At 43.1% G+C, this 14,508-nt stretch carries 14 protein-coding genes and 1 pseudogene; 11 read left to right on the top strand and 4 right to left on the bottom strand.

Going from position 1 to position 14,508, the window contains the following annotated elements; all coding sequences use genetic code 11:
• Positions 1-11 precede the first annotated feature (11 nt).
• Positions 12-920 carry an alpha/beta fold hydrolase gene (locus tag MKI85_RS03865; protein ID WP_241625151.1) on the top strand — a complete coding sequence of 303 codons (909 nt, stop codon included), beginning with the start codon at positions 12-14 and terminating at the stop codon, positions 918-920.
• 19 nt (positions 921-939) lie between these two features.
• Here MKI85_RS03865 and MKI85_RS03860 read toward each other — a convergent pair whose 3' ends face one another.
• Positions 940-1,854: a LysR family transcriptional regulator gene (locus tag MKI85_RS03860; protein ID WP_241625149.1), complete on the bottom strand. Its 915-nt coding sequence runs from the start codon at positions 1,852-1,854 to the stop codon at positions 940-942.
• Positions 1,855-2,244: 390 nt separating this feature from the next.
• Between MKI85_RS03860 and catA the strand changes: the two genes are divergently transcribed.
• From catA to MKI85_RS16945, 8 genes and pseudogenes are all read left to right on the top strand, one after another.
• The gene (gene catA / locus MKI85_RS03855; protein ID WP_241625146.1) at positions 2,245-3,165 is read left to right on the top strand and encodes a catechol 1,2-dioxygenase; all 921 of its coding nucleotides are present in this window, start codon (positions 2,245-2,247) and stop codon (positions 3,163-3,165) included.
• Positions 3,166-3,245: 80 nt separating this feature from the next.
• On the top strand, positions 3,246-4,631 hold the full coding sequence (benA, locus tag MKI85_RS03850) for a benzoate 1,2-dioxygenase large subunit (protein ID WP_241625144.1): 1,386 nt from the start codon (positions 3,246-3,248) through the stop codon (positions 4,629-4,631).
• Positions 4,628-5,137 (top strand): benzoate 1,2-dioxygenase small subunit, encoded by a 510-nt coding sequence (benB, locus tag MKI85_RS03845; protein ID WP_241625142.1) that lies wholly within the window; start codon positions 4,628-4,630, stop codon positions 5,135-5,137. The genes benA and benB overlap by 4 nt, the downstream gene beginning before the upstream one ends.
• 76 nt (positions 5,138-5,213) lie before the next feature.
• On the top strand, positions 5,214-6,230 hold the full coding sequence (gene benC, locus MKI85_RS03840; protein WP_241625140.1) for a benzoate 1,2-dioxygenase electron transfer component BenC: 1,017 nt from the start codon (positions 5,214-5,216) through the stop codon (positions 6,228-6,230).
• A 15-nt stretch (positions 6,231-6,245) separates the two neighbouring features.
• Positions 6,246-7,031: a benzoate diol dehydrogenase BenD gene (benD, locus tag MKI85_RS03835; RefSeq protein WP_241625138.1), complete on the top strand. Its 786-nt coding sequence runs from the start codon at positions 6,246-6,248 to the stop codon at positions 7,029-7,031.
• A 57-nt stretch (positions 7,032-7,088) separates the two neighbouring features.
• Positions 7,089-8,309, top strand: a complete 1,221-nt coding sequence (gene benE / locus MKI85_RS03830; RefSeq protein WP_241625136.1) for a benzoate/H(+) symporter BenE — start codon at positions 7,089-7,091, stop codon at positions 8,307-8,309.
• Between the two features lie 26 nt (positions 8,310-8,335).
• Positions 8,336-8,672 (top strand): annotated as a pseudogene (locus tag MKI85_RS03825) (3-oxoacid CoA-transferase subunit A); the annotation flags it as partial.
• Between the two features lie 141 nt (positions 8,673-8,813).
• Positions 8,814-9,041, top strand: coding sequence for an alpha/beta fold hydrolase (locus MKI85_RS16945; RefSeq protein ID WP_413351019.1), 228 nt, complete (start codon positions 8,814-8,816; stop codon positions 9,039-9,041).
• Between the two features lie 165 nt (positions 9,042-9,206).
• Here MKI85_RS16945 and MKI85_RS03810 read toward each other — a convergent pair whose 3' ends face one another.
• Both MKI85_RS03810 and MKI85_RS03805 read right to left on the bottom strand, forming a co-directional pair.
• Positions 9,207-10,433, bottom strand: coding sequence for a CaiB/BaiF CoA transferase family protein (locus MKI85_RS03810; protein WP_241625135.1), 1,227 nt, complete (start codon positions 10,431-10,433; stop codon positions 9,207-9,209).
• A 110-nt stretch (positions 10,434-10,543) separates the two neighbouring features.
• Positions 10,544-11,758, bottom strand: a complete 1,215-nt coding sequence (locus MKI85_RS03805; RefSeq protein WP_241625132.1) for an acyl-CoA dehydrogenase — start codon at positions 11,756-11,758, stop codon at positions 10,544-10,546.
• Positions 11,759-11,985: 227 nt separating this feature from the next.
• On the opposite strand from MKI85_RS03805, the gene MKI85_RS03800 reads away from it, so the two are divergent.
• Positions 11,986-12,918, top strand: a complete 933-nt coding sequence (locus tag MKI85_RS03800; RefSeq protein ID WP_241625327.1) for a LysR family transcriptional regulator — start codon at positions 11,986-11,988, stop codon at positions 12,916-12,918.
• Positions 12,919-12,963: 45 nt separating this feature from the next.
• Positions 12,964-13,662 (top strand): SIR2 family NAD-dependent protein deacylase, encoded by a 699-nt coding sequence (locus MKI85_RS03795; protein ID WP_241625130.1) that lies wholly within the window; start codon positions 12,964-12,966, stop codon positions 13,660-13,662.
• 52 nt (positions 13,663-13,714) lie between these two features.
• Here the strand turns inward: MKI85_RS03795 and MKI85_RS03790 are convergent, their stop codons facing one another.
• On the bottom strand, positions 13,715-14,494 hold the full coding sequence (locus MKI85_RS03790; RefSeq protein WP_241625128.1) for a glutathione S-transferase N-terminal domain-containing protein: 780 nt from the start codon (positions 14,492-14,494) through the stop codon (positions 13,715-13,717).
• Positions 14,495-14,508 lie beyond the last annotated feature (14 nt).

Below are 14,508 nucleotides of genomic sequence, written 5' to 3'. Positions count from 1 at the left end.
AGAAAATAAATATGCCTTACTACCGCATGCCTGATCAGGAACAATTGTATGTTCGTGAATTTGGTCAGGGTAAACCTGTACTAGTGTTATCAGGTTTAGGCATGCAAAGTTGGCAATGGATGCCCTTTTTACTTCAGAACAGTAAACAATTTAAGTTTATTATCCCCGATTGGCGTGGCTTTGGTCGCTCAAAAAACTGTCGTATACCCGAAATAGACGCGATTCCTAGTCATTGGCGTGATTTAGAAGCTTTAATCCAACAATTAAAGTATCAAGAATTTGCGGTGATTGCTTTTTCTATGGGAGCAACTACAGCCATGCATGGCATGAAATATGGCAATCTAAAACAGTACCTCAATCGTTATTTACATATCGATCAAGCGCCCAAAATTGGTGTCGATACACATTGGCCATATGGGCTACTGAGTCAACAGCATCTGGATTTTAAAAAGCTCTTGGCTGAAATTTCATTGTTCTTCTCAGCCCTACCTCCTGTTCGCAGTCTTGAGGACCTTGAACCAGCTTCACGTCAGGAATTTATTAAGATTTGGAGTAAATTCATTCTTTTACAGAACAACCATACTTTTAGCCCCGTGCTTTGGAACACGGCGCTAAAATACGACAAATTGCAAAAGCACTTGTTGCCGTTGCATCGCCTGGATTATCTGGCGTGGTATATCAATAACTACTTGTATCACGATGAAGATTATCGTGAAGCGATTGCCGAACTGAGCTGTCCAACCACCTTTTTTATTGGTGAAAAGTCGACGCTTTATCCAGCTCAAGGGCAAAAAATTATAGCCAACAGCGTAAAAAATGCCAATCAGGTCGTTTTTGAGCGTTCAGGCCATGCCATTCTGATTAATGAACCCTTCAAATTTAAGCGAGAAATCTCCCGCTTTCTTTCCAGTTACCATTAAAGACCAGACTCTTAAGGTATTAAAGCACCGCCCGATCATATTTAATCGCTTCAAGGTCATAGACCTGATAAATACAGTCAAATAAAGAGCGAATATCTTCACTTTCATCCATACTTCGGATGGCAAGAAAGATCGGGCTGACTGCGGCATCATCCAACAAAGGAATATAGTTCAAGTGCGGAAACTGAATACTACACGCACTTTCAGGCACAACGCAGATCCCTTCACCCGCAGCCACCAAGCCCAGTGCCAACTGAATTTCACGCACTTCACGCAAGCTTCTAGGCTCTAAGCCATATTCAGAAAATAAGCCCCGAACCTGTGTGGAAAAATTTGGTTTCGGATGGCTTGGATAGAGAAATAAACTCTCTTCCACCAAATCTGCAAGATATACCCCTTGTTTTTGCGATGCCAAAGGATGACTACTATGTGCTGCCACCATGAGCGGTTCTTCACGCAATAGCACACGGCGAATCGCTGGGTCAGAAATACGTAATCGCCCAAAACCAACATCAATTCGCCCTTCTTTCAGCGCCTGTATCTGGTCTTTGGTACTCATTTCGATCAATTCGATTTTAAGCTGCGGCTGTTGCTGACGAAATAAATACACAATTCGCGGCAATAAACCATATAACAAAGACCCGACAAAGCCCATGGTGACCGTCCGCTCCACCATACCCACCCGCTTGGTCATAGACTTCACTTCTTCGGCATTAGACAAAAGTTTAACCGCATGTTGGTAAAAAAATTGACCTGCTGGCGTAGTCTGTAAAGGTCGACTACCCCGCTCAAACAATTGAATTCCGAGCTCACCTTCAAGATTTTGAATCTGCCGACTTAAAGGCGGCTGGGCAATAAAAAGTTTTTCTGCCGCCTTGGTAAAGCTTTGTTCCTCTACAACCGCTACAAAATAGCGTAGGTGTCTAAGTTCCATAAGACTTCATACCTTTTAAATATAATAAAATGCCAAAATGATCTTCGACAGGTTTAATTCATTCTTTTAAGGTATACCACATGAATTAGACAAATCAAGATAGCGAAGCTGAAAGATGTATAAATCGATTGAAACGTTGCTTGTAGAAATACCAACGATCCGCCCTCACAAAATCCCTACATGAAGATTGAAGTGATGGCACTAAAAGGGCATCCCTCTTCTATTCGTGAAGATGACCGTTAAGTAAAAAGGATAAAGGGAAACCCGCTTCCTGAATTGTAAAAATTAATTGTTAAAAACACCTGTATTCACAAGGAATGTGGCCCGCCAAATGTATTGATGCAATCAAACATGCGCTAGCCACGCAAAGCATACTTAAGGAGCTATAGTATGAACCGTCAACAAATTGATGCCCTCGTAAAAGAAATGAACGTCGACACAGCGACTGGTCCTGTTGATGCTCGTGTACAACAAATCGTTGTTCGTTTACTGGGTGATTTTTTCCAAGCTATTGAAGATCTTGATATTTCACAATCAGAATTGTGGAAAGGTCTGGAATACTTTACTGACGCTGGTCAAGCCAATGAATTAGGGCTTCTTGCAGCAGGTTTAGGTTTGGAACACTATCTTGATTTACGTGCTGATGAAGCTGATGCTAAAGCTGGTATTTCGGGTGGCACACCACGTACCATCGAAGGTCCACTTTATGTTGCTGGCGCACCAGAATCTGTTGGTTTTGCCCGTATGGATGATGGTAGCGAAACAGACAAAATCCCAACTTTGTTTATTGAAGGTACAGTCACAGATACTGATGGCAACATCATTGAAGGTGCCAAAGTTGAAGTATGGCATGCCAACAGATTGGGGAACTATTCATTCTTTGACAAGTCACAATCTGATTTCAATTTACGTCGCACCATTTTGACTGACGCTAATGGTAAATACCTAGCACAAACCACGATGCCTGTTGGCTATGGCTGCCCACCAGAAGGTACAACTCAGTTTGTACTCGACAAACTTGGTCGTCATGGTAACCGCCCTTCTCACGTGCATTATTTCGTCTCTGCTCCTGGTTATCGCAAGCTGACAACACAGTTCAACATCGAAGGTGACAAATACCTTTGGGATGACTTCGCATTCGCAACACGTGATGGTCTAGTGGCAACCGCTGTCGATGTCACAGATGAAGCTGAAATTGCTCGTCGTGGTCTGAATCAGCCATTCAAACACATCACATTCAATATTGAGTTAGTGAAAGAACAGCAAGGCTCTCCTTCTACTGAAGTTGAACGTCGCCGCGCTAGCGCTTAACCCCACATTTTAGGAGCCGAAATGACAAGAAGATTGTCATTTCGGATAGTTCCCCTCATTTGGAACCTCGGAGAACGGACATGCCTCGTATTCCTGTAATTAACACCAGTCATCTTGACCGTATTGATGAATTGCTTGTCGATGACTTTGAAACTGGCGAATTTAAACTGCATCGCTCAGTCTTTACTGATCAAGCCTTATTTGACCTTGAAATGAAGTACATCTTTGAAGGCAATTGGGTGTACTTGGCACATGAAAGCCAAATTCCAAACAACAACGATTTCTACACCACCTATATGGGACGCCAGCCGATCATCATCGCGCGTAACCGTAATGGTGAATTGAATGCAATGATTAATGCCTGTTCACATCGCGGTGCACAGCTCTGCCGTCATAAACGTGGTAACAAGGCAACGTACACTTGCCCATTCCATGGTTGGACGTTTAACAACTCAGGTAAATTGCTAAAAGTAAAAGATCCAAGTGAAGCTGGTTATTCAGATTGCTTTAATCAAGAAGGTTCACATGACCTGAAAAAAGTAGCACGTTTTGAAAACTACAAAGGCTTCTTGTTTGGTAGCTTGAATCCTGATGTTCCTTCACTGGAAGAATTTTTAGGTGAAACCACCAAAATCATCGACATGATTGTGGATCAGTCGGAACAAGGTCTCGAAGTTTTACGTGGTGCATCAACTTACACTTACGAAGGCAACTGGAAATTGACCGCTGAAAATGGTGCCGATGGTTACCATGTCTCTGCGGTGCACTGGAACTATGCTGCAACTACTCAACATCGTAAAGAAAAGCAAGCGGGTGACAACATTCGTGCCATGAGCGCAGGTTCATGGGGCAAACAAGGCGGTGGTTCATATGGCTTTGACAATGGTCACATGTTGCTTTGGACACAATGGGCAAACCCAGAAGACCGTCCAAACTTCCCGAAAGCAAAAGAGTATACCGAGAAATTCGGTGCACCAATGTCGAAATGGATGATCGAGCGTTCACGTAACCTTTGCTTGTATCCAAATGTCTATTTGATGGATCAGTTCGGCTCACAAATTCGTGTCTTGCGTCCACTTGCAGTCAATAAAACTGAAGTGACGATTTACTGTATCGCACCAAAAGGTGAAGCGCCAGAAGCACGTTCACGCCGTATTCGCCAATATGAAGATTTCTTTAATGCTTCAGGTATGGCAACACCAGATGACTTAGAAGAATTCCGTGCATGCCAAGCGGGTTATGCAGGTATTGAACTGGAATGGAATGACATGTGTCGTGGTTCAAAACACTGGATTCAAGGACCTGATGATGCCGCGAATGAAATTGGTTTAAAACCAAAACTCAGTGGTATTAAAACCGAAGATGAAGGTCTGTATCTTGCCCAACATCAATATTGGTTAGAAAGCATGAAACACGCTATTGCCTCAGAAAAAGCACTTGTGAATGAACAAGGAGAGATCGCATGAATGCCACTGCAACATTAGACCACATCTCTCTGGAGCAAATTTCGCAGTTCCTCTATCAAGAAGCACGTTTTCTAGACGATGAGCAATGGGATGACTGGTTGAACTGTTATGCCCCAGCAGCATCATTCTGGATGCCCGCTTGGGATGATGATGATCGTTTAACTGAAGATCCACAATCCGAAATTTCGCTGATTTATTACCCAGACCGCCAAGGTTTAGAAGATCGCGTGTTCCGTATTAAAACTGAACGCTCTTCAGCAACCATGCCAGATACCCGCACCAGCCATAACATCAGCAATATTGAAGTCTTGGCACGTGAAGGCAGCAAAGTGACTGTGCGTTTTAACTGGAATACCTTAAGTTTCCGTTACAAAACCAACTATAGCTATTTCGGCATGTCACGTTATGAAATCGATTTTTCAGGCGCTCAACCACAAATTTTAAGCAAATACGTGGTTCTGAAAAACGACTATATCAATCAAGTGATTGACATTTATCACCTCTGATTCAAGCGTTATCCCTTCAGTCAAATGGAATGTTGACTGAAGGTCAAGTTTCAAAGTTTTTAGTAGGATTCTAGCCATGTCAAACCACAATATTGCACTTCAATTTGAAGATGGTGTTACCCGTTTTATTCGCGTCGCTCAGGGTGAAACTTTATCTGATGCCGCTTACCGTCAAAAAATTAATATTCCACTAGATTGCCGTGATGGTGCTTGTGGAACGTGCCGTGCTTTCTGTGAATCAGGAAGTTATGACATGCCTGAAGAAACCTATATTGAAGATGCGTTAACCCCTGAAGAAGCAGAACAAGGCTACATTCTGGCTTGCCAATGCCGCCCAACTTCTGATGCAGTGTTCCAAATTCAAGCATCTTCGGATGTGTGTAAAACTGAAATTCATCAGTTTGAAGGAACTTTATCTCGTGTCGACAACTTATCTGACTCCACCATCACTTTTGATATTCAACTAGATGAAGGTCAACCAGATATTCACTTTCTTGCTGGGCAATATGTCAACGTGGCGATTCCTGGCACGAGCGAAACCCGTTCATATTCTTTTAGCTCTAAACCAGGCAACCGCTTAACGGGTTTTGTGGTACGTAACGTGCCGAACGGCAAAATGAGTGGCTTTTTAAGTGCGACTGCCAAAGCAGGCGACAAAATGACTTTCACAGGTCCATTTGGCAGTTTCTACTTACGTAATGTGGTGCGCCCTGTGCTAATGCTTGCTGGTGGTACCGGTATCGCTCCTTTCATGTCAATGTTGCAAGTACTCGAAGAAAAAGGCTCGGAGCAACCTGTTCGCTTGGTCTTCGGTGTGACCAATGATTTTGATTTGGTTGCCCTAGAAAAACTGGATGAATTGGCACAAAAGTTCCCGTGGTTTGAATATCGTACTGTTGTTGCAAACCCTGAATCTCAACATGAACGTAAAGGTTATGTGACAGGTCATATTGAAAATGACTGGCTCAATGGTGGTGATGTCGATGTCTACCTATGTGGTCCTGTTCCTATGGTTGAAGCGGTTCGCAGTTGGTTAGATAGTGAAGGTATTAAACCTGCAAACTTCCTATTTGAAAAATTCTCTGCAAACTGATTGGGGGCTCTTATCATGTCGGATCGTCAAAGATTTTTAAACAAAGTCGTCATTGTGACTGGTGCCGCTCAAGGCATTGGTCGCGGTGTTGCACTCCAAGTCGCTGCCGAAGGCGCACAAGTTGTCTTAGCTGATTTATCTGACTATGTCGATGAAACATTAGCAGAAATTGAAGAACATCAAGGTGATGCTATAACAGTCAAAGCTAATCTTGAAACCTTCGTAGGTGCACAAACTATTGTAGTAAAAGCACTTGAAGTCTATGGACGTGTAGATGTACTGATCAATAATGTCGGTGGTGCAATTTGGATGAAACCCTTTGAGGAATTTTCTGAAGAAGAAATTATCAAAGAAGTGAATCGCTCCTTATTTCCAACGCTTTGGTGCTGCCGAGCAGTTTTACCTGAAATGATCAAAAATCAAAAAGGTACCATTGTGAATGTGTCGTCAATTGCGACACGTGGTATTAACCGTGTGCCTTACTCCGCCTCTAAAGGCGGAGTCAATGCACTGACTGCTTCGCTTGCCTTTGAACATGCGCATGATGGGATTCGAGTCAATGCCGTGGCCACGGGTGGCACTGAAGCTCCGCCACGCAAAGTTCCTCGTAATGCCAACCCGCTAACCGAAAATGAAAAAGCGTGGATGCAACAAGTGGTCGATCAAACCCTTGAGCGTAGCTTCTTCAACCGATACGGCACGATTCAAGAACAAGTGAATGCTATCTTGTTCCTCGCATCAGATGAATCTTCTTATATGACCGGTACTGTAGTACCTGTTGGCGGTGGTGATCAGGGCTAATCTGATCACTTTTATTTTTTGCAGGATCATTGAACACATCAGCATGGAGGCAATGCAATGAGATCCCTGTTACAGACTTTAAAACAAGATTGGTCCATATCAGCCACCGTTGCTGGTTTTTTAGCTGTCCTGATTTCATACGCAGGTCCATTGATTATTTTTTTTCAGGCGGCTCAACAAGCCAATGTACCCAATGACATGATGGCATCATGGATTTGGGGTGTATCCATTGGTGCAGCGCTGGCAGGCACCTTCCTATCGATTAAGTTCAAAGTTCCTGTAATTACGGCGTGGTCTGCGCCTGGTACAGCACTATTGGTGACGCTGTTTCCACATATTTCTTTGAATGAAGCTGTAGCAGCCTATATCACCTCAGCCGTTGTGATCTTTGCGATTGGTGCTTCAGGATATTTTGACAAATTACTGGCTTGGATTCCGCAAGATATTGCCGCTGCCATGATGGCAGGTATTCTATTCCAGTTTGGTTTAGGACTCTTTGTCGCCACCAATAGCATGCCAATGATTGTGTTTGGTATGCTGACTGTTTTTTTATTGGCGAAACGCTTGAGCCCTCGATATGCCATGCTTTGGGTACTCTGTACGGGCGTCGCTTTAAGTCTGCTTCTGGGTAAAATGAATCCTGTCAGCATGAACTTTTCACTCGCGATTCCTCACTTCATACAACCCGAATGGACATGGAATTCAACGTTAAATTTGGCACTTCCCCTGATTCTGGTCAGCCTGACAGGACAGTTTTTACCTGGCATGGCGATTATGAAACTCAGTGGGTATGACACCCCTGCCAAACCCATCATTATTACCACCAGTATTGCTTCTTTGGCAGTCGCTTGTGTAGGCGGAATCACGATTGTTCTTGCATCAATTACAGCGGCACTGTGCATGGGTAAAGATGCGCATGAACTGAAAGAAAAACGCTATATCGCAGGCATTGCCAACGGTATTTTCTACATTTTAGGTGGGCTGTTTGCTGGCAGTATTGTGATGCTGTTTAGTCTACTTCCTAAAGAGCTGGTTGCTGCTTTGGCAGGTTTAGCACTCTTGGGGGCGATCGCAACCAATATCACCGCTGCAATGAAAAATGAAGCGCAGCGTGATGCCGCACTGATTACCTTTCTCGCGACCTCATCTGGTATGCATTTTTTAGGACTCAGTTCTGTTTTTTGGGGCATTTGTATTGGTTTATTCGCGCATGTGATCTTAACCAAGCGCTCAACAGCAACTACAACCATTCGCTCAACCGAATCAAGTAGAAGTTAGTATGACCTTAAAAGATCTAGGAAATAATATTTAATAAAAGTAAAGCATCTCTGACCGAAGTGCTCCCCCAAATCACCGACGGCTCAACCATCATGATTGGTGGTTTTGGCACAGTAGGACAACCTGCTGAACTGATCGATGACTTAACTCGGCATTAAAGACCTCACTATCGTCAGCTACAACGGAGGTAATGGTGGCTATGGTTTGGCGAAACTGTTGAAAGCCAGTGCAGTCAAAAAAGTCATCCGTTCTTTCCCTCGTCAGTCGGACTCTTGGGGCGTCAATGAACTCTATCGTGCAGGAAAAATCGAATTGGAATTGCTACCACAAGGCAACCTCGCTTGCCGTATTCAAGTGGCAGGCGAGGCTATTGAGTAATGCGACAGAAGATGAGCTTTTGAAATCAATAGCCCCCCTAATCCCACCGTGGACAGGATAAAATTCGTTGATATGATCTACGGCTGTGCCAACCAAGCCAGTGAAAATAACCATAATATCTGGTGTATGTCTGCATTGTTAGCAAGCTTACCGGTTGAAGTTCCAGCGACCACCATCAAACCGTTTATGTGGTTCATCTGCGGGGCAACTAACCCTGTGAAGACGATAGCGGATGCGCAGTTTATGCAAGCACAGATTCCGAACAGTCGGCTAGTTCAAATTGATACTTTACATATTTCGAATGTAGAACAGCCAACAGCATTTAATCAAACCTTACTGCCATTCCCTGCATAAGATTTATCTATGCAAAATGTCTCACATTCCTTGAGGATTTTTTGAGTAATCCGCTTTAAATTGACTAGACCACTCGCAAAATTACGATATGAAGAAAAGTGAGTGAATCTTATCTCTTTTCTATTCGTGCTAAAGCTTTTAGCTTGAGAAAAATAGCCATTCAGCTTAGGCTATTTCCCCATCAATCACACCCATACTTTTTAACAGCTTTAATTCATGTTCCGCTTTAAATTGAGACAATACAGACATGGTATGTTCTCCCAATTGTGGCGGAGCATGATGGTATTCAACAGGTGTTTCCGACATTTTTATGGGAGACCCAATCACTTGAAACTCTGGATTCAATGCATGTGGAAGCTTAACCACCATCTCTCGATGCTGAATCTGAGGTTCTTGTAAAGCTTCAGCAACAGAATTGATTAAACCGACAGGTACTTTAAATGCATGAATCGCACTCACCCATGACTCTGCATTTTGCTGTAAAAAATGCGTGGATAATAATTCAATCAACGCTTCACGATGTCGCACACGATCCTGATTCCGATTAAACCGTCCATCCTCTAACAAAGAGGTATAACCAATAGCAATACAAAAATCTTTAAACTGCTTATCGTTACCACAAGCCACAATAAATTCTTTATCTTTTGCTTTAAACGTTTGATACGGCACGATATTTGGGTGGCTATTCCCCATACGTTGTGGAGATACGCCTGTCGTCAGATAATTCATGCCTTGATTGGCTAAACCTGCTACCTGAACATCTAGTAATGACAAATCAATATGTTGTCCTCGTCCAATTTGCTGTCGTGCCAATAGCGCAGCCTGAATCGCAATCGTGGCATATAATCCGGTTTGTATATCAACCACTGCGACACCGACTTTTTGTGCACCACGACCTAAGCTTTCATCTTCACCCGTAATACTCATCAATCCAGACATGCCTTGAATAATAAAATCATAGCCGGGTTCAGCCGCACGTGGTCCCGTTTGACCAAATCCTGTGATCGAGCAATACACTAGATTTGGGTTAAGCGCACTTAAAGTCTCATAATCCAGTCCATATTTTTGCAAAGACCCAGCTTTGTAGTTTTCAATGACCACATCTGCGGTCTTGACCATTTCATGCAGTAATTGCTGTCCTTCTTGACGTGTAATATTGATTGCGACCGAAAATTTATTTCTGTTCGCAGTCTGAAAATAACCCGACTCACGCGTGGCTACCCCTTGTACATTCAGCATCCACGGCGGTCCCCACATGCGCGTATCATCACCACATTGCGGACGTTCGATTTTAATCACTTCAGCACCCAAGTCTGCCAGCGTCTGTCCGCACCAAGGACCCGCCAAGACACGGCTCAGATCTAAAACACGAATTCCTTTTAATGCCCCCATCTTTAACTCCTGAGTATTTTTTGTCAATTTTGCTTTTTCTAAGACAGATGCTCCCGCAAGATGCTCTTTCGAGCATCCCGATGTTAAATAAATGCATACTTAATTTAGAATTAGAATGCAGCAATCCCAGTCTGTGCGCGACCAAGAATCAGTGCATGGACGTCATGAGTACCTTCATATGTATTCACGACTTCCAAATTGACCAAATGACGAGCAACACCAAACTCATCACTAATTCCATTACCACCCATCATGTCACGGGCTAAACGCGCAATATCGAGTGCCTTACCACAGTTATTACGCTTAATCAGCGAAGTTCCTTCAACCGAAGCAATCCCTTCATCTTTCATACGTCCAAAACGCAGTGCAACCTGCAAACCTAAGGCAATTTCAGTTTGCATATCGGCAAGTTTCTTTTGAATCAATTGATTCGCAGCCAAAGGACGCCCAAACTGTTTACGGTCCATCGTATATTGATGCGCAGTATGCCAGCAGAATTCGGCTGCCCCCATTGCTCCCCATGCAATCCCGTAACGGGCACTGTTCAAGCAGGTAAATGGACCTTTTAAACCGCGCACTTCTGGAAAAGCATTCTCTTCTGGCACAAATACGTTATCCATCACAATTTCACCTGTAATAGAAGCACGTAAACCAACTTTGCCATGGATCGCTGGTGCTGAAAGTCCTTCCCAGCCTTTTTCTAAAATAAAGCCACGAATGTCGCCAACATTGCCTTCTTCAGAGACTTCTTTTGCCCACACCACAAATACATCGGCAATTGGGCTATTGGTAATCCACATTTTGGCACCCGACAAGCGATAACCACCTGCAACTTTTTTAGCACGTGTGATCATACTGCCTGGGTCAGAACCATGATCGGGTTCCGTTAGACCAAAGCACCCAATGTATTCTCCAGATGCAAGCTTAGGTAGGTATTGCTGTTTTTGCTGCTCTGTACCAAATTCTTCAATGGGCACCATCACCAATGAACTTTGCACGCTCGCCATAGAGCGATAACCCGAGTCCACACGTTCAATTTCACGCGCAATTAAGCCATAACTGACATAATTTAAACCCGCACCACCATATTGTTCTGAAATGGTTGGACCCAATAAGCCAAGCTCACCCATCTCACGGAAAATATGAGGATCTGTGCGTTCATGACGAAACTGTTCCAACACTCGCGGCATCAATTTATCTTGACAATAGGCATGTGCAGCATCACGAATCATGCGTTCTTCTTCTGTCAATTGTTGCTCAATTAAAAAAGGATCTTTCCAATCGAATTGCACACGCGCCGCTTTTGTTTTCACCATCTGATTCATCGCATCCTCTGCTTTATGTATTTATCTAATGTAATGCTATGTGTGAACAGGAAATAATTCAAACGATGAATTTGCATGCAGATATGCTAAAAACGCATATCTTATTTCATGTTCACATCTTTATCAGCTCATAAAGTGGTAAAAAATATATTCCTGCGCTATTTTAAGATTATCTGAATGGCGTGTTTTATGCTGTTTTATAATATCCTAATGATCTAGTCATGAGCATGAGAAGAAAAATTCCATCCATGCAGAGTCTGCTCTGCTTCGAATCTGCGGCTAAACATGCCAGTTACACACATGCATCACAAGAACTGTCGATGACTCAAAGTGCTGTATCGCGTCAAATCCAGCAACTTGAAGAATTTTTAGATATTCAACTGTTTACCCGTACCCGACATGGTATGGAACTGACTGTCGCGGGTACGCAATACTATGAGTCGATAAAGCCCTATTTAATTGGCTTAGAAAAAATCACACAGGAAGTCATGTCACATAAAGGTTTGGGCGGTACGCTCAAGCTTGGTGTCGTACCGACCTTTGCCACACGTTGGTTACTCCCGAAATTACATACCTTTAATGCACGCTATCCCGAAATTACCATTCATTTAGAGACCAGTACCAAACCCTTTCTTTTTAATGAGCAGATGTTTGATGCAGCCATTTATGCAGGTACACAGCAACAAATTGAACACTGGCCAAGCATCCAAGCCCACTTTTTAATGCATGAAGATGTGGTTGCGGTATGTTCTCCTCACCTTATTTTTAAACATTTCCCCAATGCCAAAAAACTAAGTCCGCACAGTTATGATTTAACTCCAGAGCAAATTGCAGAACTGCCTTTATTACAGCAAACGACTCGCCCGACAATCTGGCAAGAATGGTTTGAGGCACATCAAATCCAGCATACTAATGCCGATGAGGGACAGCGCCATGAATTGTTTTCAATGCTTGCTGTTGCAGCATCACACTCCATGGGGGTTGCTTTAATTCCACAGATGTTGATTGAACAGGAACTCAATAACCAAGCGCTCGTTATTGCCAGCAATAGTCCATTACAGAGCAATCGTGCTTACTATTTGGTACATTCCATTCAGGAACCATCACCGATTTTGAATAAATTTGTCGATTGGATACAACATGAAGTAAAGTCAATCTGAGTCATGAATACTGTTGCTGCTCAAGCAACACAATAAGGGGATGCTATGCAAAACTTAGTGGTGTTTTCAGGTGCGGGGATGAGTGCAGAAAGTGGTATTCAAACCTTCCGTGATCATGATGGACTGTGGGAAAATTACAATATTGAAGATGTTGCCACACCTGAAGCATGGGCTAGAAACCCTCAATTGGTTCAAGACTTTTATAATCAACGTCGCAAGCATATTTTAGATGCCCAACCGAATCTGGCACATCAATTGATTGCTCAATTACAACAGTACTATCATGTCAATGTCATTACACAAAATATTGATGACTTACATGAACGTGCAGGTAATGACAACGTATTGCATTTACATGGCAATATTCTCCTTGCCAAAAGTTCTGGACCGAATGCTGAATATTCGACAGAATTTTATCCAATACAGGGCTGGGAACTCAATCTAGAAAAGGATCATTGCCCTGCGGGCTACCCATTGCGACCACATGTGGTGTGGTTTGGTGAAGCTGTACCCACTTATGTAGAAGCACAAGACACTGTGCAACACACCGATATTTTCATTGTGATCGGATCAAGCTTGGAGGTTTATCCCGTAGCAGGATTAATTCATGAAATTCCACAACACTGTCAGGCGTACTATATTGATCCTAAGGCGCATCAACAAAGCATGCCTGCACAGTATCAGTTAATCGCTAAAACGGCGACAGAAGGCATGCAGCAAGTCTTCAGCATGCTAACAACTTAAACAGTACCTTAGGCATACATCTAGATGATTCCAAGGCTATCGAGCTTAAAGGCTATGCACCGTATTGCTGTTTGAGATACTTCACAATTTTTGCCGACTCAAACATTTTTACTTGCGTATTTGGATCTACTAAATATGGCACTTGAATGTCACGCCCCATCAATTCGACCACTTTTTCACGCTTACCTTCTTTAATTGGAACATATTTGCCCGGTTTGAGTCGTAGTACTGCAGGTCCCATATCCTGCCAACGTTCTTTCGCAACATTATGAAAGACGAACGGCAGTTCGAGTTCAGTCAGTACACCACGCACCACACGTGTAAATGGGCTGGCTTCAAAGCCCCATAATTCAAGCAATTGTTCTGGCGCTGCGCGATGAATAATTCTTTTATCGACCCAAACACCTCTTGCCCCATTAATGACTGTTCCTGCAAAAGCAACCACAGGCAGCTTTGGATATTTCGCAAATTTTTTCGGGGTCTTTCCTGTACGACCATAATGTTTAAACAGATGATGGATAATCTGTTGTGACTCATACATGTGAGTGGATGTATTTTCATCTATCAAGAACGGAAACTGAGTTTTTCCACCATGTTGTTTTACGATTTGACGGTACTTGGTTCCACCTTTAGGACAAGGATAAACCTCATAATCCAAATTGAGTAAAGTTAAAACTTCACGCACACGGCGACAAAATGGGGAACCTTCAAATTCATAGAGTTTCAACGGTTTATCGGGCTGCTTTGGAAATGCTGTCCCTGAAATTCCTCTACCACCTTCAGCCAAAGAGGAAGCCAAGGCTTGAATGACTTTAATTTGATGGTTCGCCATAATTTGTCCTTATT

The organism is Acinetobacter zhairuonensis (assembly GCF_022601715.1).
GTDB lineage: Bacteria > Pseudomonadota > Gammaproteobacteria > Pseudomonadales > Moraxellaceae > Acinetobacter.
Note: the sequence above shows the minus strand (reverse complement) of the source record. Positions and strands in the feature narration are given on the sequence as shown.